Origin of the sequence: Methanothrix thermoacetophila PT, assembly GCF_000014945.1 — an archaeon.
GTDB lineage: Archaea > Halobacteriota > Methanosarcinia > Methanotrichales > Methanotrichaceae > Methanothrix_B > Methanothrix_B thermoacetophila.
The window spans coordinates 1,628,769-1,650,930 of sequence record NC_008553.1 but is presented as its reverse complement, the minus strand read 5'-3'; the positions used below and the strand labels follow the sequence as shown (position 1 = coordinate 1,650,930).

Sequence of the window (22,162 nt, the reverse complement as noted above, 5' to 3'; positions counted from 1 at the left end):
ATTCCGGGAATGATACCACAGGTGGGCAGGGAATCTGCAGTCTGTAACTGGATATCGCAGAAGCCTGGCGACGATAAACGTTTTCCCAATTCCGGTGGGCAGTGAATTCGCAGTCTGTAACTGGATATCGTAGAGTGTCCGGAGATCTCATGATCCCTCACAGAATTATACGGTGCTTCACTGCCTGGATGCCGGAGATTCTCATCAATCCTCCAGAATCGGAAGTGTATTTATCTGGATCGAGTCTGAACCACCATATCATGTACACATGGGATCCGGAGGAGTACGAGAGGTGCTCCTCGGCTCAGCAGGAGTGGGCTATGAGTGCGCTCTCAGAGCTGAGTATCAGAGGAGACGAGCGCATACTCGATATCGGCTGTGGCGATGGAAAGATCACCGCCCGGATCTCACAGCTTGTGCCTGATGGATCTGTCCTCGGAATAGACATCTCCCCGGATATGATATCATTCGCGAGGCGCAGGTATTCTCCTGTGATCTTCAGGAACCTGAGATTCGAGCAGGGTGACGCACTCGACCTCCGCTTCGATGAGGAGTTCGATATAGTGGTGTCATTCGCCTGCCTCCACTGGATCAGGGACCACCTCTCAGTCCTGCAAGGCATATACAGGAGCCTTGTTCCCGGCGGCAGGATGCTCGTGCAGTGTGGCGGCAGGGGAAACGCGGCTCAGCTTTTGGATACAACATCAGAGGTGTGTCTGGAGGAAAGCTTTGCCTCTTACTTCAAGGACTTCCAATTCCCGTACTTCTTCTACGAACCTGATGATTACGAGATGTGGATCCCGGCGGCAGGTCTCCACACCGTGAGTGTGAAACTCATACCCAAGGATATGGTGCACAGCAGCCGCGAGGCGCTCGAGGGTTTCCTGAGATCAACATGGCATCCTTATCTCCAGAGGCTTCCTGTGGAGCTGCGCTCTCCATTTGTCCAGGAGATAGCGAGGCGCTACATCGATCGTTATTCATCTCCCGATGGCATGATACACGTCAGAATGATGCGGCTGCAGGCTCTGGCTGAGAAGCAGCCGGATTGAGTGTTGAAGCGCACATCATGCGCTCATATGTGTTTGGTAACTGGAGGTTCGCTCAATCCTGCCTGCTGGAAGCACACATTATCCGCAAACGCATACAGGGCCAACGATTCCGCAGACGGATATCGGATGAACAAGAGCGCTCACATCTGCTCGTTCACGTTGCTCTCAAATGCTCATCTGTATCGTATGGCAGAGTGCAAACGCACCGGTGACGGCTGCTGTCACTACCACGCCTGCTATGAGCACACCCAGTGCTATTGAGAGAAATGCAGGAAGTGGCCTGAATCCGAGAAGAAATGCAAGAACGCATCCAGTCCAGGCACCGGTTACCGGCAGGGGAATGGCGACAAAGAGCGTCAAGGCGGCAAAACCAACCTCTTCCCTGCCCTCGATGTATTTCCTTCTGGTTCTCGAGAAGAGCCACGTGAAGAACCGGTATCCAGGAGGATATCTCATGAGAAAAGAGGACACCGGGCCCAGAAAGAGCAGCAAGGGTGCCACAGGGATCAGATTCCCAATGACCGAGATCGCGTATGCCTCGAGGGGAGAGTAGCCGCAGGCAATCGCCAGGGGTATCGCTCCGCGAAGCTCTGATATGGGCGACATTGCCAGCAGCATGACCATCGCCCATTCCGGAATCTCAATCATAAAACCTCCAGCATAAAAGGGATGGCTGAAACTCCATAGCGGATAACAAATTTGTTCGATCTCTGGCTTGAATAGCTGAATGAGACTGCAGGAATCGATTGCCCTGGACGAGATTCATGAAGCATTTGGAATTGATTGCTGGAGACATCGATGATGATCTCACACAACCTCATTTACCCAGTGATCCCTTTATCTGGACCCGGAAGACCTGCTCCTCTTTGGGTGAATAGACGGAGATGGTGAGATCAACCGGAATCTCTTCAAGCGATACGGTAACCGGAGCATCAGATATCTTGAGACCGGAAGAGACGAGCTTCGCAAGGGACTCCGCAACGCTCGAAAGCTCTCTGATATCGATGCCGACATCTCCATTAACTGAGACCGCTGCTGGCAAGGGCTCACCATCGCTCGATATCCTCACCCCCAGAGATCCATCCTTCCCGCTTCCCGTAACCTTTGCGACTATTGGGTACCTCTCGAGGCTCTCGTCGCCCTGCAGCCTGGCCTTCGCATCCGCATCGACTTTTATGGACACCATCATACCACCGTTCTGCTGTATGGGGCAATCGATATAAAAGGATGGCTCACAGAGTGATTCCACGATGGAAGAGGAGCTGTATGTTAACCATGGATCTTCGAGCAATGTGCCCTCGTTAATCCAGATCAACATGTGACCCTCGGGATTCATGCAATTTTGCCAATAAACGCCGATCGCTCTTACGTGTCTAGCAACTTGAAGGACATACAAGCTGGTTGCTGAAACCTATTCGTTAGCCAGAAGTGCATAGCAGGACCAGTGTCCCTTCTGGCAAGTCATCATATGGATAAGAGCGACGCCGATTCCCGGCATTCTGTAATCCAGGCCCACAACTTGTATTCCAGGGCCTGTTTGGATGTGAGCTGAGTCCAGAAATCTGGAGCTTGCCGCTTATGCATATTAGAAACACTTAATCCTTATTCGGACACGCCCCTCATGGATGCAGAGCCCCTGAGTCTCATGTCGCTCGCCTTACAGCGCGTATCCCGAGATCGCTCAGACCCTGGCTCTCACGGGCCCTCTCCAGGAAAATCCAGAGGCTCTCGACATCCTTTATCTCCTTTCTGACGAGAATCTTGAGCCGCTTTCTGATCTCCACATCGACCCTGACTCCAGTGGGACGGAGGAACTCCTCCATCTTGTGGGCGATCTCCTCCCCACGCGCATCCCAGTCGGTCATCAGCACGATCTCACTATACGATCTCGCACTCTCCTCTGCAAGCTCCAGACAAGATCTCTGGGAGGACATCAGTATTGGACCAGGAACGCCAATCCTGCGAAGTGCATCCCTGTCGCGCGGCCCTTCGACGATTACAGCTGCGCCTCGCTCCGATGCATCCAGAAGCGCCTCTATCTGCTCCTCGAGTGCCTCAAGATCGTAGTTCTTCCTGTGCGGTCTCATTCGATCACCTGATCGATCTCCTGAGAGCCGCCAGAACGGATTCGGCATCGATGCCTCTCATGAGAACCACCTTCCTCTGGCTCCTGTGGCCGCTCATTATCTCCACATCACCCTGAGTGAGCCCAAACGCCCTGGATATCTCCTGGAGAAGCTGTCTGTTGGCTTTACCCTTATCAGCCCTCTCAGTAAGCCTGACCTCGATGCTGCCCCTCCAGGCGTTGAAGCCCGCTGGAACCACAAGCTCCGACGATCCCGGTATAACATCGATATGCAGAACCACTCCATCAGGATGGCGCTCGATCGCATCGTCCAGAGTCTTCACAACTGCATATTCGCAGCATTGTGATAAAAAATTGACTATCAGGGATTTCACAAAAGAGGGGTCTCAAGCCGGCTCGCCGAAAGAGCATACCCGTTCTGCATATAGTAGCAATTTATTTCATATTAATAACACTTAAAGACATGTATTTTCAAATTCGTGTGATGGTGGGCTTTCGAGGGGGGTGTGTCTATCATTCAAATTTATTTTATACTAAATCTTGATAGAATTCTCAATGCATAAGCCAGTACTCTCAGAAGCATCCTTGTAATAGTTGTCTCTTCGAGGAAACATGGTATTCTATCTCCAAACCAATTGGTCAAAGCACCAAAGAATCCTTCACAAACTGATCTGTGTTTGTATATTTCTCTATTAAAGATCCGATCTCTGATTCTGGATCCAAAACCACCGGCACTTATTTTTCTCGGTTTAATAACAGGCATGTAACCTTTATCTACAACATCATTCAAAAATTTCCTGGAATCATATTCACCGTCACCAAATAAATAGCCTGATCCCTCAGGCACTGTTAGTTCCGATTTTATCCTCGTTTCCACAGGGAATATCGTTTCATTTTTCCTGGTTATTGCTTGTATCTTTATGATATCCTTTTTTTATTTGCGAATTTAGTGGAATCAATGAAACTATCTGTATAATCTATTGATTGTAACCTTTCAAGAACTTTATTTAATATCTCTTCAATATTTGAAGATAAATTCTTTTCCCAGAAATGCAAAACTGAATGATCAATTCTTATTCCAAGCACTTCTTTAATCCTAACTTCTGCTGATCTTAAAGAATGCCCCTCAAACTCTTTTATCAAAAGTGCCTTAATTATGGTCTCCAAATCATAAACTTTTGGTTTTGGAGCATTTATTGATCGCAAATCTAACGATAACGAATCAAATACTTCTAATATTAACTTAATATCGTATAATCTTGTATCCCATCTCTTAAGCATGTTATTTGCTTGTTTTATGGTATATTAAAATTTATCTTAGCTTAACTTTGGAATACAGCATATTCTAATATTAGCATATTAGACACACCCGCATCTGGCTTTTGCATTATGAAATCCCGCAGCACATGCTTTGACTGCACCAGCGTCACCTCCGAAAAGTATAATTAATGATTTTTAGTGATATATCTTCGAGGTGATATCTGTGTGCGCAGTTGGAGGTCCTCCGGACATGGGTGACCCCGAGTCGTTCTTCCCGACCGATTACGTCTGTCGCTCATGCGGCCACAAGTTCAAGGGAATCGGCGTCGGGCCCAGGTGTCCTTCATGCCATTCGGATGATGTTGAGAGGGTAAGGTGAGCTCCTGCAGGAAGACCGGAGCCCGCGCCCTGAGAGCGACCTTGCTGTTTGGGGCCTACCGATTGGAGTCGTCCTCAGTTATGGAGCTATCCGATAGAGGCAGGGTGAAGAAGACCGTGCATCCCCTTCCCAGCTCTGACTCTATCCATATCCGGCCACCATGAACCTCGATGATCTTTTTGACGATGGCCAGTCCGGCGCCGGCGCCCTCTGATCTGTTATCCACCTTATAGAAGAGCTCGAATACCCTCTTGTGGTTTTTTGGGTCTATCCCGATGCCGTTATCTTTTACATAGAATACAGTTTCACCGTCCCTCATGCATCCAATCTCTATCCTCGGATCCCTCTGATCTCCCATGTACTTGGCACTGTTCTCTATGAGATTGACAAGCGCCTCCACAGCCCTCATCCTGTCCACGTGGACCACTGGCATGTCACCCGTCACAACCACGCTCACGCCCCTGGACCTTATCCTCTCAGAGGTCTGCTCCAGAGCCTCTCTGACGATATCAGAGAATAGCACGTCCTCAGGTGGGTTCATCATCCGGCCGATGCGGCTGAGCTCCAGCGTATCTTGGAGCAGCATGTCCATCTTCGTGATTGCGCCCTCAAGTATATCGATGTCCTCCCCAACCTTATCCCATGCGCCCTTCTCAATATCATCCCTCAGGAACCCAAGAAACCCGCTGACAGTGATCAGAGGCGATCTGAGGTCGTGAGAGACGGTGTATATGAACCTCTCCATCTCCGATGTCTTGGACTCAAGCTCTTTTATGAGGTGCTCCTTCTCACGCTCAGAAGCGATCCTCTGATGCAGCTCTTTCTGGGCGGCCGCGTAAAGCATCGTATTCTCCTTGATCGCGATTATCTGCCTCAGTATTATGAGCAGTATTATCATCCCGACGCCCGCGGCGAGATGGTGGTGGCGGATATAAAGGTTGACGTCCTCTTGTTCAATGCTCCAGATCAGGAATGCATATGCAGAGATGGCACAGATGTATGGGATGTACAGAGGCCATGTGAACCCAGGTGATGGTCGCTCTGCAGATGGTTTTACTGGCACGCAGACGGTCTCCACCTGAAGCACTCCTGCAAGTCCGGTGAGTATGTAGGAGATCAGCCAGAAGCTGTCGCCGAGTGTTGCGGGCACATAGACATCTCTCAGAGCCTGAACCATGAATCTCGAATCCGCTATTATCATGAAAACAGCGCCTGCTGCCAGAAGCAGGATGGGTCGTTGCGCTATATGCTCTATTCTTCTGAAGATGAGCGCTATGAGGGCGAATGCCAGAACGAGATCCGCAACCGGATACGCGACCGCGATCGCGTTTGCGAGAGGATCTGGTTCCTCAAGCGTCGCGACCGTGGGTGCGATGAGAAGGCTCCAGAAGATCAGGATTGCGAATATCGTCACAACACCCGTGTCCAGGAGGGACTTTATGCGCTCGAAGGTGCTCTGGTAGGTGGATGGGAGCAGAAGGACGCCGATGAGGAAAAGAGGATAGTATGCGAGGTAGGGGCCATCAGCAATCGACGGAAATGGTGTCTCCTTCAATCCGATCTCCAGGATGCTCCAGAGGACATCTCCAAGGGCGTAAAGCACCTGCGCAACTGCGAAGAACGCCCAGGCGATGTACATCATCTCATCCTTTGATCTCGTGGTCCTCGCCGCTCTGAAGAGAGAGAGTGCAGCAAGCCCGTTGACCACCGGGAAAATGATATCATCTATGGTTACGCGCAGTTGCTCCTGATCCTCGAGGTAGAGAACGATCGCGGATCTTACGATCAGGATAGCCGTGCCCAGCAGGAGAGCACGGCGAAACGTCAAATAGCGGTTCGGTCGCCCACCCTCCTCAGATCCGTTATAACCCCGATTCATGAATATTATGAACCCCTCTCAGAGTTCCTTTTCAGCCCCCAGAATATGAAATTCCAGCATCCTATCTAAATCTTTTGCATTTTCGAGTAAGCTCTTATCCATACGGTGACTTTCTGGAAAGACAATGGCCCCGGCATGCGTTCTTGGAGAATGAATGAGTGCTTCCAGCAACCGGACTACATGTCCTCTAAGTTGCTGAATACACAAGAGCGTTTTGAGCATTTCTCGGATTCCGGGAATGATACCACAGGTGGGCAGGGAATCTGCAGTCTGTAACTGGATATCGCAGAAGCCTGGCGACGATAAACGTTTTCCCAATTCCGGTGGGCAGTGAATTCGCAGTCTGTAACTGGATATCGTAGAGTGTCCGGAGATCTCATGATCCCTCACAGAATTATACGGTGCTTCACTGCCTGGATGCCGGAGATTCTCATCAATCCTCCAGAATCGGAAGTGTATTTATCTGGATCGAGTCTGAACCACCATATCATGTACACATGGGATCCGGAGGAGTACGAGAGGTGCTCCTCGGCTCAGCAGGAGTGGGCTATGAGTGCGCTCTCAGAGCTGAGTATCAGAGGAGACGAGCGCATACTCGATATCGGCTGTGGCGATGGAAAGATCACCGCCCGGATCTCACAGCTTGTGCCTGATGGATCTGTCCTCGGAATAGACATCTCCCCGGATATGATATCATTCGCGAGGCGCAGGTATTCTCCTGTGATCTTCAGGAACCTGAGATTCGAGCAGGGTGACGCACTCGACCTCCGCTTCGATGAGGAGTTCGATATAGTGGTGTCATTCGCCTGCCTCCACTGGATCAGGGACCACCTCTCAGTCCTGCAAGGCATATACAGGAGCCTTGTTCCCGGCGGCAGGATGCTCGTGCAGTGTGGCGGCAGGGGAAACGCGGCTCAGCTTTTGGATACAACATCAGAGGTGTGTCTGGAGGAAAGCTTTGCCTCTTACTTCAAGGACTTCCAATTCCCGTACTTCTTCTACGAACCTGATGATTACGAGATGTGGATCCCGGCGGCAGGTCTCCACACCGTGAGTGTGAAACTCATACCCAAGGATATGGTGCACAGCAGCCGCGAGGCGCTCGAGGGTTTCCTGAGATCAACATGGCATCCTTATCTCCAGAGGCTTCCTGTGGAGCTGCGCTCTCCATTTGTCCAGGAGATAGCGAGGCGCTACATCGATCGTTATTCATCTCCCGATGGCATGATACACGTCAGAATGATGCGGCTGCAGGCTCTGGCTGAGAAGCAGCCGGATTGAGTGTTGAAGCGCACATCATGCGCTCATATGTGTTTGGTAACTGGAGGTTCGCTCAATCCTGCCTGCTGGAAGCACACATTATCCGCAAACGCATACAGGGCCAACGATTCCGCAGACGGATATCGGATGAACAAGAGCGCTCACATCTGCTCGTTCACGTTGCTCTCAAATGCTCATCTGTATCGTATGGCAGAGTGCAAACGCACCGGTGACGGCTGCTGTCACTACCACGCCTGCTATGAGCACACCCAGTGCTATTGAGAGAAATGCAGGAAGTGGCCTGAATCCGAGAAGAAATGCAAGAACGCATCCAGTCCAGGCACCGGTTACCGGCAGGGGAATGGCGACAAAGAGCGTCAAGGCGGCAAAACCAACCTCTTCCCTGCCCTCGATGTATTTCCTTCTGGTTCTCGAGAAGAGCCACGTGAAGAACCGGTATCCAGGAGGATATCTCATGAGAAAAGAGGACACCGGGCCCAGAAAGAGCAGCAAGGGTGCCACAGGGATCAGATTCCCAATGACCGAGATCGCGTATGCCTCGAGGGGAGAGTAGCCGCAGGCAATCGCCAGGGGTATCGCTCCGCAAAGCTCTGATATGGGCGACATTGCCAGCAGCATGACCATCGCCCATTCCGGAATCTCAATCATAAAACCTCCAGCATAAAAGGGATGGCTGAAACTCCATAGCGGATAACAAATTTGTTCGATCTCTGGCTTGAATAGCTGAATGAGACTGCAGGAATCGATTGCCCTGGACGAGATTCATGAAGCATTTGGAATTGATTGCTGGAGACATCGATGATGATCTCACACAACCTCATTTACCCAGTGATCCCTTTATCTGGACCCGGAAGACCTGCTCCTCTTTGGGTGAATAGACGGAGATGGTGAGATCAACCGGAATCTCTTCAAGCGATACGGTAACCGGAGCATCAGATATCTTGAGACCGGAAGAGACGAGCTTCGCAAGGGACTCCGCAACGCTCGAAAGCTCTCTGATATCGATGCCGACATCTCCATTAACTGAGACCGCTGCTGGCAAGGGCTCACCATCGCTCGATATCCTCACCCCCAGAGATCCATCCTTCCCGCTTCCCGTAACCTTTGCGACTATTGGGTACCTCTCGAGGCTCTCGTCGCCCTGCAGCCTGGCCTTCGCATCCGCATCGACTTTTATGGACACCATCATACCACCGTTCTGCTGTATGGGGCAATCGATATAAAAGGATGGCTCACAGAGTGATTCCACGATGGAAGAGGAGCTGTATGTTAACCATGGATCTTCGAGCAATGTGCCCTCGTTAATCCAGATCAACATGTGACCCTCGGGATTCATGCAATTTTGCCAATAAACGCCGATCGCTCTTACGTGTCTAGCAACTTGAAGGACATACAAGCTGGTTGCTGAAACCTATTCGTTAGCCAGAAGTGCATAGCAGGACCAGTGTCCCTTCTGGCAAGTCATCATATGGATAAGAGCGACGCCGATTCCCGGCATTCTGTAATCCAGGCCCACAACTTGTATTCCAGGGCCTGTTTGGATGTGAGCTGAGTCCAGAAATCTGGAGCTTGCCGCTTATGCATATTAGAAACACTTAATCCTTATTCGGACACGCCCCTCATGGATGCAGAGCCCCTGAGTCTCATGTCGCTCGCCTTACAGCGCGTATCCCGAGATCGCTCAGACCCTGGCTCTCACGGGCCCTCTCCAGGAAAATCCAGAGGCTCTCGACATCCTTTATCTCCTTTCTGACGAGAATCTTGAGCCGCTTTCTGATCTCCACATCGACCCTGACTCCAGTGGGACGGAGGAACTCCTCCATCTTGTGGGCGATCTCCTCCCCACGCGCATCCCAGTCGGTCATCAGCACGATCTCACTATACGATCTCGCACTCTCCTCTGCAAGCTCCAGACAAGATCTCTGGGAGGACATCAGTATTGGACCAGGAACGCCAATCCTGCGAAGTGCATCCCTGTCGCGCGGCCCTTCGACGATTACAGCTGCGCCTCGCTCCGATGCATCCAGAAGCGCCTCTATCTGCTCCTCGAGTGCCTCAAGATCGTAGTTCTTCCTGTGCGGTCTCATTCGATCACCTGATCGATCTCCTGAGAGCCGCCAGAACGGATTCGGCATCGATGCCTCTCATGAGAACCACCTTCCTCTGGCTCCTGTGGCCGCTCATTATCTCCACATCACCCTGAGTGAGCCCAAACGCCCTGGATATCTCCTGGAGAAGCTGTCTGTTGGCTTTACCCTTATCAGCCCTCTCAGTAAGCCTGACCTCGATGCTGCCCCTCCAGGCGTTGAAGCCCGCTGGAACCACAAGCTCCGACGATCCCGGTATAACATCGATATGCAGAACCACTCCATCAGGATGGCGCTCGATCGCATCGTCCAGAGTCTTCACAACTGCATATTCGCAGCATTGTGATAAAAAATTGACTATCAGGGATTTCACAAAAGAGGGGTCTCAAGCCGGCTCGCCGAAAGAGCATACCCGTTCTGCATATAGTAGCAATTTATTTCATATTAATAACACTTAAAGACATGTATTTTCAAATTCGTGTGATGGTGGGCTTTCGAGGGCAACCTTAAAATATTGTCGCTGCATTGCATGTCAAGGTTCCATGAAGCTCAGGCAAGCTGTGATCCCCGCCGGAGCCTCTGAACGGGCGAAGGAGATTGCAAGGAAGCTGCAGGAGCTCGGCCTGGATATCTTCACCCTTTCAAATCCGGCTTTTTCTCTGCCCAACGACTGGTCGGGGAGTCTTCTCATCTACGACGAATCCGTGATCTCAAGCTCGAATGGTCGATTGCTGATAAGATCCGCCATCCACGGCGGTGGCGCTGTTCTTGAATGCGGGGATAATGATATGCTCGAGGCAATCAGCAGAGACCTGAATCTCGCAGATGATGTAAAAAGGCTTGCTTCTGCCTCTGCTCTTTACAGGTGCATGGCATTCGACGCCTCCGAGCTCCACGCTCTCCAGTCAGACATGTACTGGCCTAAGTACAGCGTCAGCCTCTTCGAGAAGGTCCAGGACCTCAGATACGGGGAGAACTGGCACCAGAGGGCAGCACTCTACGCAAGGCCTGGAGGACTCGGGCTATTCAGGGCTGTCAAGCTCAACGGCAAGGAGATGTCCTACAACAACTTCGTCGACGCTGAGACGGTTCTGGAGATGCTCATAGACCTCTCAGAGTATGATGGCGTGCCGACAAACAGGCCTCTCGCTGTCATAGTGAAGCACGCGAATCCGTGTGGTGTTGCTTACGGCAGTGATCTGGAGGAGGCGTACAGGTGGGCGTTCGCCACAGATCCGAAGTCGGCGTTCGGCGGTGTGATCGGATTCAACATGAAGGTCGATCTCGCAACAGCAGAGGCGATAGGCGACAGCTTCGTGGAGGTTCTCATCGCTCCCGGATACGAGCCTGATGCGCTTGAGCTCCTCACGCGCAACAAGCCGAACCGCAGGATACTTGATATCGGGGACATGCTCCAGAGAAAGGATGAGCTGTACAGGGGGCATGCGTTCAGGAGCGTGTTCGGCGGGATGATGCTCCAGGACTACGACCGGGAGGACATTCTCGAGTGGAGAGTTGTCACGCAGCGCTCTCCTACTCCGGAGGAGAACAGGGCACTCAGATTCGCCTGGAAGGTCACGAAGTACGTCAAGTCTAACGCTCTGGTGTACACCACAGCGGACCGGACGATAGGAATTGGCTCAGGCCAGGTCAGCAGGGTCGACTCTGCCAGATTCGGCGCCGAGAAGGCTGAGGAGCACGGTCTCGATACAAGGGGCACCGTGGCAGCGACCGACTCGTTCTTCCCATTCCGCGATGGCCTCGACAGGGTCCACGAGGCAGGGGCGACCGCTGTTGTCCATCCGGGGGGATCGATAAGAGATAGGGAAGTAATCCAGGCGGCTGATGAACATGGTATGGCCATGGTGTTCACTGGGATGCGCCACTTCAGGCACTGAGCACCCTGCTCTGCGAATCGCGATCGTACTGGTTCTTCTCTCATCACCAGCCCTGGCGTTACATATTCTCCCGGGCCAGGATGTCCAGAGCGCGATATATTCAGCCTCTCCTGGGGATATCCTGATCCTGGAGGCTGGAGAGCACAGGCCGTTCGTTGTGGACAGGCCACTGACGCTCATAGGATACGGCGCCTTCATGCGCTCCGATGTCCAGTCTCCAGCGATAACAGTTAGATCCGACAGTGTGAGGATAGAGGGAGTATCGATAGCAGGGGTGAAGAGACCATCTGAAGAGAAGTTCAAGTACTACATGGAGCGATACCAGGGAGGCTCTTCAGGTGGCACATCAGGAATTTCAACCTCTGTGACGTTCGCAGGCCATCTCAGGCTGGACCTGCCGAACGCTGCCATTCTCGTGTTTGGGAGAAATGTAACGCTGGAGAACATAAGCGTGAGGGATGCAGAGGTGGGTGTTTTCGCCGAGGACCTTAATGGTCTTCTTATAAACAATTCCACATTCCAGAGCTGCAAGACCGGCGTGCTGGTTCTGAGATCCTCGAACGTGAGCATCATCAGCACAGAGATGATCGATTGCGAGAAGGCTGGACTGAACGCCTCGAACTCCAGGGCATTCACGGTCACCGGATGCAGAGCGGTGAACAACACACATGCTGGGCTCTTCTTCAGGAACTGCGAGGATATTGATGTCAGAGACAACACCCTGAGCAAGAACTCTGAGGGGCTGGTCTTCTGGGGCACCAACCATAGCTCTGCAACGGGCAACCAAGCAGATCTGAACTACTATGGAATTCTTCTGGCGGGCTCGCACAACAATACCATCTCCGGGAACACCCTCGTCAACAACAGGAGAAGTGAGATCGTGGGGGGATTTGGAGTGGGCATGAGCATCCAGGCGAACAGCAGCTACAATCTGGTTTTCAAGAACACCGCATCAAATAACTACAACGGACTGGAGATAACGGAGAACTGCCAGAGAAACGCCCTCTGCGCGAACAACATATCCAGAAACACACACGGTGTCCGGCTCGATAAGAACTGGAACAATCTGATTTACAGGAACAACTTTGTGGACAATGTGATAAGCGCTTATGACAATCAGACGAAGAGCATATGGAACACAACCGTCGGCAATTACTACAGCGATTACAGGGGATCCGATGGTGACGGAGATGGCATGGGCGATACACCCTATACAATACCCAAGGGCAGCTCGATGGCCACCGACTACAGGCCGCTCGTGATGCCATTCACAGGTGATATCGATACAGAGAAGATCCTGGAGGATATAAAGCGATACGCCCATTACAATCCAGAGGAAGGCAATACCATCAGGGTCGATGAGAGCGGAGCCACGATAAGGTACACGACACGAAGAGCCCCTCCGGTCTTCGAGGAGAATACGAATACGGTGGTTGAACGCCCGCCGTTTACGCCTGTGCTATAAGATCCCTGAGGGCGATTGATCGAAGAGATGGGCCCTGAAATATGGCCTCGCAGAGATATCTGGCGAAAATCTGACTTGGCCGATATTTGAGAACAAATCTCCCAAAAGATTTGCTTTTCCCTCCACCGACGTCTAAAAAGTAGTCATGCCCCTGCGGGCACAAACCTCTCGCCTGTGATCCTCTCGTACAGCTTGATATAAATCTCGCTCGTCCTTTGCACGATCTCATCTGGAAGTGGTGGAATCTCCGGCTCCGGCATCTTCGAGCTTCTTGCCTGATAGAGCATATCCTTGTAGCCGATCTGCCTGTAGTACTTCCGGACGTACTCCTTGCTCAGATCGACGTATTCCCCCTCCTCGTACATGGCCCTGTCCCAGAACCTGTCCTCATCTGCTGTCCCGTAGACATCGACCACCATGATCTCCCTGTTCTCATCGAATGCGAACTCCTTCTTCCCATCCACGTGTATGAGACCCCGGGGCTCCACACATCTCCTGATGTCCTCATCTATCCTGATGATTATCTCCGTGATCTCCTCGAACTCCTGCGGGCTGAGCTTTGCGAGCTCCAGCGCCTCATCTCTGCTCAGAAGCCTGTCGGTCTTCTCCAGTTTGGTAGAGAGCTCTATGTACGGCTCCGGCAGCTGCTCGGCAAAGGAGACCTTTCGTCCCCGCGGGAACCCGAGAGCCTCCGGCTCAATCTCCCCGGACTCGATCCTGTCGAAGAGAGAGCCAGCAACGTACCATCTGCATATGAACTCCAGAGGTATCAGATGTCCTTTCGTCTCACGGGTTATGCGCTCCGGAGACACTATGCTGACCTTTCTCACAATCATACCAGCGGGCGGGAGGTATCTGACGAAATGATTCCTTATGCCCATCCGCTCAGCGCGCTCGAACCAGAAGACACCCTCCCTGCATAGCGTCTCGCCCTTGTACGGTATCCTTGTCGGTATGATCTTGTCGAACACAGAGATGTTATCGGTGAACTGGAACTCCAGCTCGGAGCCGAGATCATAGGCCTCCTTCACCTTGCCCCTCATCAAAAGCTTGCGGTTCATTGCACCTAGATCCAACAGGAATTTGATAACGCTTTTGCTGATCGGTGAGTTGCAGCTGCGTAACAGAGCTTCTGTCGCTCTGAGAACCTCCCTGTGGCAGCACTGCCCTGCTATGCGATTCTAAAGAGCGCTTCCAGAAACAAACCAGCCTGCTTGACCTTCAAGTTGCCAAACAGGAAAGCAAAAAAAAAACGGGAGAACCTCACTCTCCCATCCAGTCGAGTATCTCCAGCGCTTTGTCCCTGTATGCGTCCATGACATAGGGTATGCCGGAGATCCTCGCGGCATCCTCTGTGAGCGCCATGAGATCCTTCCTCGATATGGAGGAGATGCTGAAGTTCCTCGAGCCTGCCATGAGCTGCTGCAGCCCTGTCCTGAACTTCTGGCAGTACGTGTAGATCGCGACAGCGCCAAGCGGTATGTTCTTGATCTCCTCTCCATACTTCGCCCTGAGCTCCTCATAGCTCACAAATATCTCCTCAGGCCGCTGCCCGTACTTTGCAACCGTCTTTGGTAGATCCCCTGTCTCGAGCCACTTTTGGATGTTCTTCCCGACCATGCCAGGGATCATCAGAGCCCTTCCCATGCAGACAGCCTTCACGTAGGGGCTGCCCATGGCGATAGCCTTGAAGACACCATCCTCTGTTGAGAAGCCGCCTGCCATTGCCAGGTCAGGGACGCGCATGCCCCGCTTCGATAACCGCTCGCAGAACTCGTACGCAAGAGCCTCCAGATAGAAAGTGGGTATCCCCCACTCGTTCATCATCGGCCACGGGCTCATTCCGGTGCCTCCTGGCGCTCCGTCTATCGTGATGAGATCCAAATGCGCCTCGGCGCCGAATCTTATGGCCATCGCGAGCTCAACCATGGAGTAAGCGCCTGTCTTGAGCGTGATACGCTTGAAGCCGAGATCTCTGAGCCGATCAACCTCGTTCAGGAAGCCCTCCTTTGTGACAAAGCCAAGACGCGAATGCCGCTCGAACTCCTTTATTGCACCCTCCTTAAATGCCGCCTGAACTGCTGGATCCTCCGGGTCTGGCTGCACTACATAACCTCTTCTCTTGAGCACCAGGGCCCTCTCCAGGGATGGCACCCTTATCTCACCACCAATGCACTTCGCGCCCTGGCCCCACTTGAGCTCTATCGTCTCCAGGTTGTGCTTCGATGATACGTACTCAGCCACGCCCAGGCGGGTATCCTCGACATTCATCTGCACAAGAATCTCGCCATATCCTTCATGGAACCTCTTGTACGTCTCTATCCTCCTGTCCATCTCAGGGGATTTCTTGACCTTGTTGTCGCTTCCAAGCACGAGCTCTGGATCGACGCCGCAGACGTTCTCTCCACAGACAAGCGTTATGCCAGATATGGCTGCACCGATTGCGAAATGCTCCCAGTTCTTCCTGGCTATATCGGTGGACCCAAGAGCGCCCGTGAATATCGGCACCCTCATCCTCACCTTCCTGGTCCAGCCGTACTCCGTCTCAGTGTTGACATTCGGGAAGAGCGCAGTATCCGGATCAGGCTCAACACCCTCAGGGAGACCGTAGGCACCGACAGCGTAACCCTGTATGTTCAGATGCGAATAATCAACAGGATAGTCCTTGTCAGCTCCCGCAGTGATCTCTCCGAAAGGACCCGGATAGAGCACCTCTCTTCCTCTGAACGAGGAGAGCCAGGTCTCGCATCCGCCCCTGCATCCGTCCACGCACCTGCTGCATATGCCAGACATCGGGACGACATCCCGCGAGCGGTTGAACGTCCCTGTTGCCTCATTGGCATTCGGCCTTCTAAGGTTCATTCCATGACACCCTCTTTACAAACCCTGTGATTTCGGCATATGGCTCGATGAGAGCCGACAGGCTGCTTCCCTCCTTCTTCTATAAAAGCATTTTCAAAAGCTATATTTACATGATGTAGGTTATCATTTTCCGATCATTATATGACAAGAAGGGCATGAGATGATAGCCATAGTGGACTACGGCATGGGCAATCTGTTCAGCATATACAACGCTTTTTTGAAGGTAGGTGGCGATCCTGAGATAAAGAGAGATCCTGAGTTTGGGGGTGCAGAAGGAATAGTCATACCCGGCGTCGGCTCCTTCGGGAGGTGCACGGAGCGCCTTCGCAGATTTCAGGAGCCTCTGGAGGAGAGAATCACCGAGGGTACGCCTGTTCTGGGCATATGCATAGGCATGCAGGTGATGCTGGACGAGAGCGAGGAGAGCCCGGGAGCCAGAGGCTTCGGCTGGATCCCTGGAAGGGTCGTGCGGCTGCCTGAGAGCGTCACAGTGCCGCAGATGGGATGGAACAGCCTGGAGATAAAGAAAGGTATGGAGCTGCTGGATGGCATATCCCCTGGAGATATGTTCTACTTCGTACACTCGTATCACTGCATTCCATATGATCAGAGAGTGGTTGCGGCAAGCACGCACTATGGCGTGGAGCTCGCAGCGGTTGTGGCGAAGGATAACATATACGGAACGCAGTTCCATCCGGAAAAGTCAGGTCCGAAGGGTCTGAGGATACTCGAGAACTTCGTGAGGATGGTCAGATGCTAGCCCGCAGAATCATTCCGTGTTTGGATTGCGATCTAGGAGTACCGAATGGCAGGGTTGTCAAGGGGATCGAATTCAAGCAGATAAGATACGCAGGGGTTCCGTGGGAGCTGGCGACCCGGTACTACGAGGATGGCGCTGACGAGATCGTATTTCTGGATATCACAGCCTCCCACGAGCGCAGGGCGACGATGTTCGACGTCATCAAAAAGACATCAGAGCATGTTTTCGTGCCGCTGACAGTGGGTGGAGGCATCTCGAGCCTGGAGGACGCGAGGAATGCGTTCAACGCAGGTGCTGACAAGGTGACTGTGAACACAGCAGCACTCAGGAGGCCGGAGCTCATCAGAGAGATCTCGGAGAGCTACGGCAGCCAGGCGGTTGTGGTCGCGATCGACGCGAAGAGAAGGTATCAGGATCTGGACGGCAGGATAACAATAAACACTGAAAGCGGCCGGTGTTGGTTCGAGTGCTCCTATTACGGAGGGAGGCGATTCACAGGGGTCGACGCGCTCGCATGGGCAAGGCGCGTTGAGGAGCTCGGTGCAGGGGAGATACTGCTCACAAGCATGGATCGAGATGGCACGTACGATGGCTTCGATATCGAGCTCACCGATGCGGTATCGAGAATGGTGAGGATACCTGTGATCGCATCAGGCGGATGCGCCAGCCCTGAGCACATGTATGAGGTCTTCAGAAGAACGGATGCATCCGCAGCGCTCGCTGCGAGCATATTCCACTTCAACCAGTGGAGTATAAGGGATTGCAAGAGATATCTCCACGAACGCGGAATAAACGTGAGGATCACCGATTAGGCCCGAAGCATCGCTCCGAGAGCTCGCGCTGCATCTGCGATGATGTAGATGCTGTGCCGTCCAAGCAGCATATCTCAGTCGCCATTTATTTCTGCATCGCACACGCCGGGCATGAGGTGGGAACAGCTGATGTTCGTCTGCCCATCTCTTCCAGGGATCCTGCGATCGAAGTGCGCATCGGACCGGTAAATTTATAGAATATGCGATGGAGCATCGCGGGGGTTTCGATGATAGAGCTCACAAAGGCGCCATGCAACTCGCTGCTCGAGGTCAAATCCTTCACAGGAATGGGCGGCTGGCAGAAGCGGCTGGAGGCCATAGGGATCAGGAAGGGGATCAGGCTGAAGAAGATCACATGCCAGCCGTTTGGTGGACCGATTGTTGTCGATGTCAATGGAACAAAGATATCCCTGGGACGCGGAATTGCGTCGCGGATACAGGTCGAGCTCGCCCAGCATGTGAAATGATGGGAAAGAGCGGGGCGCTCTGGTCTTCAGGCCGGAGAGGAGGTCACTCGCCGGGGATGATTTGAGCCAATGAAGAACCCTCTGCCGAGTCCGGCCACTGCGAAAAGACGAAAAAGTATAGGGAAAAAGCACAGGTTGATCTGCGAGATCACTGGAACTTGCTCAGTACCTTTGATATCTCATCGAATATCTGGTTGATCTCGCCTGCGCCGTTAATGTTTGCGATCAGGCCCGCCTTTGTGTAGTAATCGATCAGCGGCTGGGTCTGCTGCTTGTACACCTTGAGCCTGTTGAGTATCGCCTCCTCCTTGTCATCGTCCCTGTGGTAGAGCTCTCCTCCACATTCATCGCACTTTCCGGGAACCTTCGGGGGGTTGAAGATTATGTGGTAGCTCCTGCCGCACTTGCACATCCGCCTTCCGCTGAGCCTCCTCACCAGCTCCTCATCGGGAACATCTATGTTGAGAACTACATCGATCTTCTGTTTCAGCTCAGGCAGTATCTTGTCCAGCGCCTCTGCCTGGGGGATGGTTCTCGGATACCCATCAAGCATGTAGCCACCAGCCACATCCGGCTTTGAGAGACGATCCTTGATTATGCCTATCAGTATCGAGTCCGGCACAAGCTGGCCTGCGTCCATGTACTTCTTCGCCTCTTTCCCAAGCTCAGTTCCGTTCCTCACGTGCTCCCTGAGTATGTCTCCGGTGGATATGTGCTTCACATTGAACTTCTCAGCGATCATCTTGGCCTGGGTCCCCTTCCCAGATCCCGGTGGGCCGAGCAGAACTATATTCATATCAAGCCTCCTTTACCGCAAGCTCCAGGCGATCTGAATCGCTTGCTCGTCTGGGTTAAAGCCCTCGTTGTTAAAAAACCTTTCGTGATCGAAGCGAATTGTTCGAGAACCAGTCCAGATCGACATACACATCGATTCAAATAAATCAGAGGCTAATCGATGTGATCCACAGATGCACAGCATCGCTATTCTTTACGCTGATTATCCGAAACAGCCCTGAGATATTCCAGGACTGCCAAAACGAATGTGCAGTGAGACCACATCAGCGGAAGAACCGACCTGAAAGTGTTATCATCACTGACCTGCTCAGGCATCAAGCCTGTAGAGAATGTGTGATCCGAACACCATTTTATGAGTTCCAGGGCACGATCCAGGCTTCCCACTGCGATATGCCATTGTGCCAGCCAAAGCGTACATATGATCCAGCTGTTCATGTAGCCATGATAGGTATCGTGCATATAACGGGCAACGCCTCCTGACGGGCGGGTAAGCTCTCTCTCAATAGCCCGCATCGTATTGACCACTCTTGGATCGTTTGCCGGCAGCAATTCAAAGTACCAGATGCTGAAAACCGATGCATCAAGTGTGGAGTCCGAAGGGGAGCGCCTGAAATGCATGATGCTGTCATCATAAAGATCCAGCGCAGCATGCCTGATGAGCTCTGCAGCTTGCGACCACCTCGAGTGAAACTTCTCGTTACCCAAAATCCTCGCAATCTCTGAGGCTCCGCGGAGGCCAGCATGGACAACAGCCGCAGTGTATGCATGTGACCCTCTCCTTTCCTCCCACAGGTCAAAGCTCTCAGCGGGCAGATTTGTCGTTCTGTCGATTGAGCCGACGAGGAATTCTGCGGCTGGCCTCACCAGCGATGAAAAGTAACGCCCTATTATCCAGACATCCTTGGACATGAGCCAGTTGTGGTACAGAGCATAAAGAGGCAGGCCCGTCTCATCGAGCTGAATCATGGGCACTGGATGCCATGTACTACCGAAATCACCAGCAGGTGTGTATTTATGGAGAAAATAACCGTCCACAGTTATTATTTTAGATAAAAAATCTATAATTTCTTTGCTGAGATGGTGATATCTGGCCCTATCCAGCGCTATACATGCCCACGAGGCATCTCTTGGCCAGCAATAGGTGTAAAGATCCGCTCCGAATTGCTTTATCTCCGAATCGCAGGAGGCGATAATCGATCCATTCACATCCATATGAGCAACCGTAGCCATGAGGCTTCTGTAAAATGCATCCTGTACCTTCTCCGGCAGCTCGCGGAGGTTCCTGCACTCTGGAAGAGCATCGACATGCTCGATAAACGCTTTCCAGAAATTGAAGCTGATGCGGTAGACGTTGGCCGGTCCATTCTCTTTCAATTTTCTGTGAATATCAACCACCTGGCGATGCCCCCTACCAACAACGATCCACATGTGTATGCGTCTTGACTCCCCGGGCCTGATGCCTGATATTCTCCAGCTGATAGTCGAGTCGATGGATCCATGCGCTACTGCATTGCAGCTCAGCATTCCATCCTCTTCCATGTCCTTCCAAGTACCTTGCATTCCCTTCCACTCAGCAACCCCTACAGCATATTGATCGAACTGCGGATAGCTGCTGTGAAGAAAGTACCGATCACGTTTGTAGTGAATCAACATATCGCCATCTACGAATGCTGTCTCACCGATCTTATTCTCCAGTATGTTGTAATTCTGGTTTGAGAAGAGACCGATGTCCCTGGAAGATGGCGAGATGTTCATCACATCAAACAATCTATAAAAATAATTTGATGATGGATGTACCGCATCCAGCACTCTCACCCTCAATCCCAACGACTGGTTTTCGAAGATGGTTTCACCGATGTTCGATGCACAAAAGCCAATCTCCATATTTTCGCGGTCATCCGTTTTGAGATCCTCCAGAGTCTCGAAGAAGTTCTCCTCGAAAGATGATTTGTATCTCTGCTGAATCCCCCATCCATCAAGCCAGCTGAATACGTGAAGATTCGCGTCGTAAATCCCTGCACGTATCATGTTACAGTGATTTTCGAGACCCACATAGGGATAGTAAATGTCCCGGATGATCCCCAGTTCATCCTCGCATATCAGTAATCTCCCATTTCCGAACAGCAGCGGCCTCATATATTTTTATTAATTGTTATCATTGCTTTTAAGTTTCTCTGAGTGACCTCTCGGGATGAGATCACTCCCGCTCCTGAGCCCGCTGGTTGATAATCCTGTCAGAGCGCTGGAGCGCGCTGTGTGTGTCGCCGAAGTGGTCCGCAGCCTCCCTCATAGTCCTCATGAATCCCTCGAGATCGCCATGATCAACCGCGTCTGATAGTCGCAAACATTCCTCTATGAACACTCTCCGCACCTCTTTCGCAAAGGGATTCATCTGAATCGATGCATACAGCTCCGGGTTCTGGTCAAGTATCCTCCCCACGAAATCGAGCATCACCTCGTAAACAGGGCTCATGAACCTTCTCGACCTTGAGACGTCGAAGTCAAGGGCGCGAAGGGTTGAGCCTACAGCAATGTATGAGAAGTGCGTCAGAGCCTGGACCACAGCCATCATCCTGTCGTGCTCCTCAGGCGTGAGGACCTCGACCCTGGCGCCGTCCCTCTCCAGGATCTCCCTGATATGAGATGACCATCTCCCCCACCGCCCCTCTACAGGCGTGATTATCACCGTCTGACCCCTTATCGATGGCATCGTCGGCCCGAACATGGGATGTGCTCCGAGGACCTCCACATCTGGATGAGTGGACTCAACCATCGCTCTCACAGGCTCAACCTTTAGGGAGGTCAGATCCATTAGCAGCGATCCACTCCTCATCGCTGGCCCTATCCTCCCCGCCACCTCAGGAGTTCTGTCTATCGGCACGCTCAGCACCACGATATCACTCTCCGCCACCTCGCTCATGAGATCGCGCGCGTATCTCACTCCGAGAGCATCTGCGACGTGGAACTTTCCGCTCGGCCCCCAAATGCATACATCGAATCCACGATCTCTGAAGTACCTGGCAAACCATGAGCCTGTCTCGCCCGTCCCGCCAACTATTAGCATCCTCCTCATTCTCCA

24 protein-coding genes are annotated in these 22,162 nt (G+C 52.3%); 8 read left to right on the top strand and 16 right to left on the bottom strand.

Annotated elements, in window-relative coordinates:
* The first annotated feature begins 260 nt into the window (after positions 1-260).
* Positions 261-1,052, top strand: coding sequence for a class I SAM-dependent methyltransferase (locus MTHE_RS07980; RefSeq protein ID WP_011696680.1), 792 nt, complete (start codon positions 261-263; stop codon positions 1,050-1,052).
* A 165-nt stretch (positions 1,053-1,217) separates the two neighbouring features.
* Here MTHE_RS07980 and MTHE_RS07975 read toward each other — a convergent pair whose 3' ends face one another.
* From MTHE_RS07975 to MTHE_RS07950, 6 genes are all read right to left on the bottom strand, one after another.
* Complete coding sequence (locus MTHE_RS07975; protein WP_011696683.1) at positions 1,218-1,700, bottom strand: COG2426 family protein; 483 nt, start codon at positions 1,698-1,700, stop codon at positions 1,218-1,220.
* A 169-nt stretch (positions 1,701-1,869) separates the two neighbouring features.
* Positions 1,870-2,370, bottom strand: coding sequence for a hypothetical protein (locus tag MTHE_RS07970; RefSeq protein ID WP_011696678.1), 501 nt, complete (start codon positions 2,368-2,370; stop codon positions 1,870-1,872).
* 325 nt (positions 2,371-2,695) lie between these two features.
* Positions 2,696-3,139, bottom strand: a complete 444-nt coding sequence (locus MTHE_RS07965; protein WP_011696677.1) for a toprim domain-containing protein — start codon at positions 3,137-3,139, stop codon at positions 2,696-2,698.
* A 4-nt stretch (positions 3,140-3,143) separates the two neighbouring features.
* A complete protein-coding gene (locus tag MTHE_RS07960) occupies positions 3,144-3,461 on the bottom strand; it encodes a DUF167 domain-containing protein (protein WP_175265930.1) in 318 nt (105 codons plus the stop codon).
* A gap of 200 nt (positions 3,462-3,661) precedes the next feature.
* Complete coding sequence (locus tag MTHE_RS07955) at positions 3,662-4,015, bottom strand: transposase (RefSeq protein WP_175265684.1); 354 nt, start codon at positions 4,013-4,015, stop codon at positions 3,662-3,664.
* 41 nt (positions 4,016-4,056) lie between these two features.
* The gene (locus MTHE_RS07950) at positions 4,057-4,419 is read right to left on the bottom strand and encodes a hypothetical protein (protein ID WP_175265683.1); all 363 of its coding nucleotides are present in this window, start codon (positions 4,417-4,419) and stop codon (positions 4,057-4,059) included.
* A gap of 202 nt (positions 4,420-4,621) precedes the next feature.
* On the opposite strand from MTHE_RS07950, the gene MTHE_RS07945 reads away from it, so the two are divergent.
* Positions 4,622-4,777, top strand: coding sequence for a hypothetical protein (locus tag MTHE_RS07945; RefSeq protein WP_175265931.1), 156 nt, complete (start codon positions 4,622-4,624; stop codon positions 4,775-4,777).
* 55 nt (positions 4,778-4,832) lie between these two features.
* Here MTHE_RS07945 and MTHE_RS07940 read toward each other — a convergent pair whose 3' ends face one another.
* Positions 4,833-6,656, bottom strand: coding sequence for a sensor histidine kinase (locus MTHE_RS07940; protein ID WP_011696681.1), 1,824 nt, complete (start codon positions 6,654-6,656; stop codon positions 4,833-4,835).
* A gap of 489 nt (positions 6,657-7,145) precedes the next feature.
* On the opposite strand from MTHE_RS07940, the gene MTHE_RS07935 reads away from it, so the two are divergent.
* Entirely contained in the window at positions 7,146-7,937 is a 792-nt protein-coding gene (locus MTHE_RS07935) for a class I SAM-dependent methyltransferase (protein ID WP_011696680.1), read from the top strand.
* Between the two features lie 165 nt (positions 7,938-8,102).
* On the opposite strand, the gene MTHE_RS07930 is transcribed toward MTHE_RS07935, so the two are convergent.
* The 4 genes from MTHE_RS07930 to MTHE_RS07915 form a co-directional block, all read right to left on the bottom strand.
* Positions 8,103-8,585, bottom strand: a complete 483-nt coding sequence (locus tag MTHE_RS07930; RefSeq protein WP_011696679.1) for a COG2426 family protein — start codon at positions 8,583-8,585, stop codon at positions 8,103-8,105.
* Positions 8,586-8,754: 169 nt separating this feature from the next.
* Entirely contained in the window at positions 8,755-9,255 is a 501-nt protein-coding gene (locus MTHE_RS07925; protein ID WP_011696678.1) for a hypothetical protein, read from the bottom strand.
* Positions 9,256-9,580: 325 nt separating this feature from the next.
* The gene (locus MTHE_RS07920; RefSeq protein WP_011696677.1) at positions 9,581-10,024 is read right to left on the bottom strand and encodes a toprim domain-containing protein; all 444 of its coding nucleotides are present in this window, start codon (positions 10,022-10,024) and stop codon (positions 9,581-9,583) included.
* Positions 10,025-10,028: 4 nt separating this feature from the next.
* Entirely contained in the window at positions 10,029-10,346 is a 318-nt protein-coding gene (locus MTHE_RS07915) for a DUF167 domain-containing protein (RefSeq protein ID WP_175265930.1), read from the bottom strand.
* Positions 10,347-10,566: 220 nt separating this feature from the next.
* Between MTHE_RS07915 and MTHE_RS07910 the strand changes: the two genes are divergently transcribed.
* On the top strand, positions 10,567-11,922 hold the full coding sequence (locus tag MTHE_RS07910; RefSeq protein WP_011696675.1) for a phosphoribosylaminoimidazolecarboxamide formyltransferase: 1,356 nt from the start codon (positions 10,567-10,569) through the stop codon (positions 11,920-11,922).
* Positions 11,870-13,387, top strand: coding sequence for a right-handed parallel beta-helix repeat-containing protein (locus MTHE_RS07905; RefSeq protein ID WP_011696674.1), 1,518 nt, complete (start codon positions 11,870-11,872; stop codon positions 13,385-13,387). Before MTHE_RS07910 ends, MTHE_RS07905 begins: the two co-directional genes overlap by 53 nt.
* A 143-nt stretch (positions 13,388-13,530) precedes the next feature.
* Here MTHE_RS07905 and MTHE_RS07900 read toward each other — a convergent pair whose 3' ends face one another.
* Both MTHE_RS07900 and MTHE_RS07895 read right to left on the bottom strand, forming a co-directional pair.
* A complete protein-coding gene (locus tag MTHE_RS07900) occupies positions 13,531-14,448 on the bottom strand; it encodes a phosphoribosylaminoimidazolesuccinocarboxamide synthase (RefSeq protein WP_175265929.1) in 918 nt (305 codons plus the stop codon).
* A gap of 202 nt (positions 14,449-14,650) precedes the next feature.
* Positions 14,651-16,249 (bottom strand): FMN-binding glutamate synthase family protein, encoded by a 1,599-nt coding sequence (locus MTHE_RS07895; RefSeq protein ID WP_011696672.1) that lies wholly within the window; start codon positions 16,247-16,249, stop codon positions 14,651-14,653.
* 160 nt (positions 16,250-16,409) lie between these two features.
* On the opposite strand from MTHE_RS07895, the gene hisH reads away from it, so the two are divergent.
* From hisH to MTHE_RS07880, 3 genes are all read left to right on the top strand, one after another.
* Entirely contained in the window at positions 16,410-17,009 is a 600-nt protein-coding gene (hisH, locus tag MTHE_RS07890; protein WP_011696671.1) for an imidazole glycerol phosphate synthase subunit HisH, read from the top strand.
* Entirely contained in the window at positions 17,003-17,821 is an 819-nt protein-coding gene (gene hisF, locus MTHE_RS07885; protein ID WP_011696670.1) for an imidazole glycerol phosphate synthase subunit HisF, read from the top strand. Before hisH ends, hisF begins: the two co-directional genes overlap by 7 nt.
* 227 nt (positions 17,822-18,048) lie before the next feature.
* Positions 18,049-18,288: a FeoA family protein gene (locus MTHE_RS07880; RefSeq protein ID WP_011696669.1), complete on the top strand. Its 240-nt coding sequence runs from the start codon at positions 18,049-18,051 to the stop codon at positions 18,286-18,288.
* A gap of 148 nt (positions 18,289-18,436) precedes the next feature.
* Here the strand turns inward: MTHE_RS07880 and MTHE_RS07875 are convergent, their stop codons facing one another.
* The 3 genes from MTHE_RS07875 to MTHE_RS07865 form a co-directional block, all read right to left on the bottom strand.
* Entirely contained in the window at positions 18,437-19,084 is a 648-nt protein-coding gene (locus tag MTHE_RS07875; RefSeq protein ID WP_011696668.1) for an adenylate kinase, read from the bottom strand.
* Between the two features lie 185 nt (positions 19,085-19,269).
* Positions 19,270-21,219: a glycoside hydrolase family 15 protein gene (locus MTHE_RS07870; protein ID WP_011696667.1), complete on the bottom strand. Its 1,950-nt coding sequence runs from the start codon at positions 21,217-21,219 to the stop codon at positions 19,270-19,272.
* Positions 21,220-21,280: 61 nt separating this feature from the next.
* Positions 21,281-22,156 carry a prephenate dehydrogenase/arogenate dehydrogenase family protein gene (locus tag MTHE_RS07865; RefSeq protein WP_175265928.1) on the bottom strand — a complete coding sequence of 292 codons (876 nt, stop codon included), beginning with the start codon at positions 22,154-22,156 and terminating at the stop codon, positions 21,281-21,283.
* Positions 22,157-22,162 lie beyond the last annotated feature (6 nt).

What these genes read in the sequence shown, in the direction of transcription:
- MTHE_RS07980 (WP_011696680.1), top strand. Translation starts at nt 261, where the DNA reads ATGTACACATGGGATCCGGAGGAGTACGAGAGGTGCTCCTCGGCTCAG.
- MTHE_RS07975 (WP_011696683.1), bottom strand. Translation starts at nt 1,700, where the DNA reads ATGATTGAGATTCCGGAATGGGCGATGGTCATGCTGCTGGCAATGTCG.
- MTHE_RS07970 (WP_011696678.1), bottom strand. Translation starts at nt 2,370, where the DNA reads ATGTTGATCTGGATTAACGAGGGCACATTGCTCGAAGATCCATGGTTA.
- MTHE_RS07965 (WP_011696677.1), bottom strand. Translation starts at nt 3,139, where the DNA reads ATGAGACCGCACAGGAAGAACTACGATCTTGAGGCACTCGAGGAGCAG.
- MTHE_RS07950 (WP_175265683.1), bottom strand. Translation starts at nt 4,419, where the DNA reads ATGCTTAAGAGATGGGATACAAGATTATACGATATTAAGTTAATATTA.
- MTHE_RS07940 (WP_011696681.1), bottom strand. Translation starts at nt 6,656, where the DNA reads ATGAATCGGGGTTATAACGGATCTGAGGAGGGTGGGCGACCGAACCGC.
- MTHE_RS07935 (WP_011696680.1), top strand. Translation starts at nt 7,146, where the DNA reads ATGTACACATGGGATCCGGAGGAGTACGAGAGGTGCTCCTCGGCTCAG.
- MTHE_RS07930 (WP_011696679.1), bottom strand. Translation starts at nt 8,585, where the DNA reads ATGATTGAGATTCCGGAATGGGCGATGGTCATGCTGCTGGCAATGTCG.
- MTHE_RS07925 (WP_011696678.1), bottom strand. Translation starts at nt 9,255, where the DNA reads ATGTTGATCTGGATTAACGAGGGCACATTGCTCGAAGATCCATGGTTA.
- MTHE_RS07920 (WP_011696677.1), bottom strand. Translation starts at nt 10,024, where the DNA reads ATGAGACCGCACAGGAAGAACTACGATCTTGAGGCACTCGAGGAGCAG.
- MTHE_RS07910 (WP_011696675.1), top strand. Translation starts at nt 10,567, where the DNA reads ATGAAGCTCAGGCAAGCTGTGATCCCCGCCGGAGCCTCTGAACGGGCG.
- MTHE_RS07905 (WP_011696674.1), top strand. Translation starts at nt 11,870, where the DNA reads ATGAACATGGTATGGCCATGGTGTTCACTGGGATGCGCCACTTCAGGC.
- MTHE_RS07900 (WP_175265929.1), bottom strand. Translation starts at nt 14,448, where the DNA reads ATGAACCGCAAGCTTTTGATGAGGGGCAAGGTGAAGGAGGCCTATGAT.
- MTHE_RS07895 (WP_011696672.1), bottom strand. Translation starts at nt 16,249, where the DNA reads ATGAACCTTAGAAGGCCGAATGCCAATGAGGCAACAGGGACGTTCAAC.
- hisH (WP_011696671.1), top strand. Translation starts at nt 16,410, where the DNA reads ATGATAGCCATAGTGGACTACGGCATGGGCAATCTGTTCAGCATATAC.
- hisF (WP_011696670.1), top strand. Translation starts at nt 17,003, where the DNA reads ATGCTAGCCCGCAGAATCATTCCGTGTTTGGATTGCGATCTAGGAGTA.
- MTHE_RS07880 (WP_011696669.1), top strand. Translation starts at nt 18,049, where the DNA reads ATGATAGAGCTCACAAAGGCGCCATGCAACTCGCTGCTCGAGGTCAAA.
- MTHE_RS07875 (WP_011696668.1), bottom strand. Translation starts at nt 19,084, where the DNA reads ATGAATATAGTTCTGCTCGGCCCACCGGGATCTGGGAAGGGGACCCAG.
- MTHE_RS07870 (WP_011696667.1), bottom strand. Translation starts at nt 21,219, where the DNA reads ATGAGGCCGCTGCTGTTCGGAAATGGGAGATTACTGATATGCGAGGAT.
- MTHE_RS07865 (WP_175265928.1), bottom strand. Translation starts at nt 22,156, where the DNA reads ATGAGGAGGATGCTAATAGTTGGCGGGACGGGCGAGACAGGCTCATGG.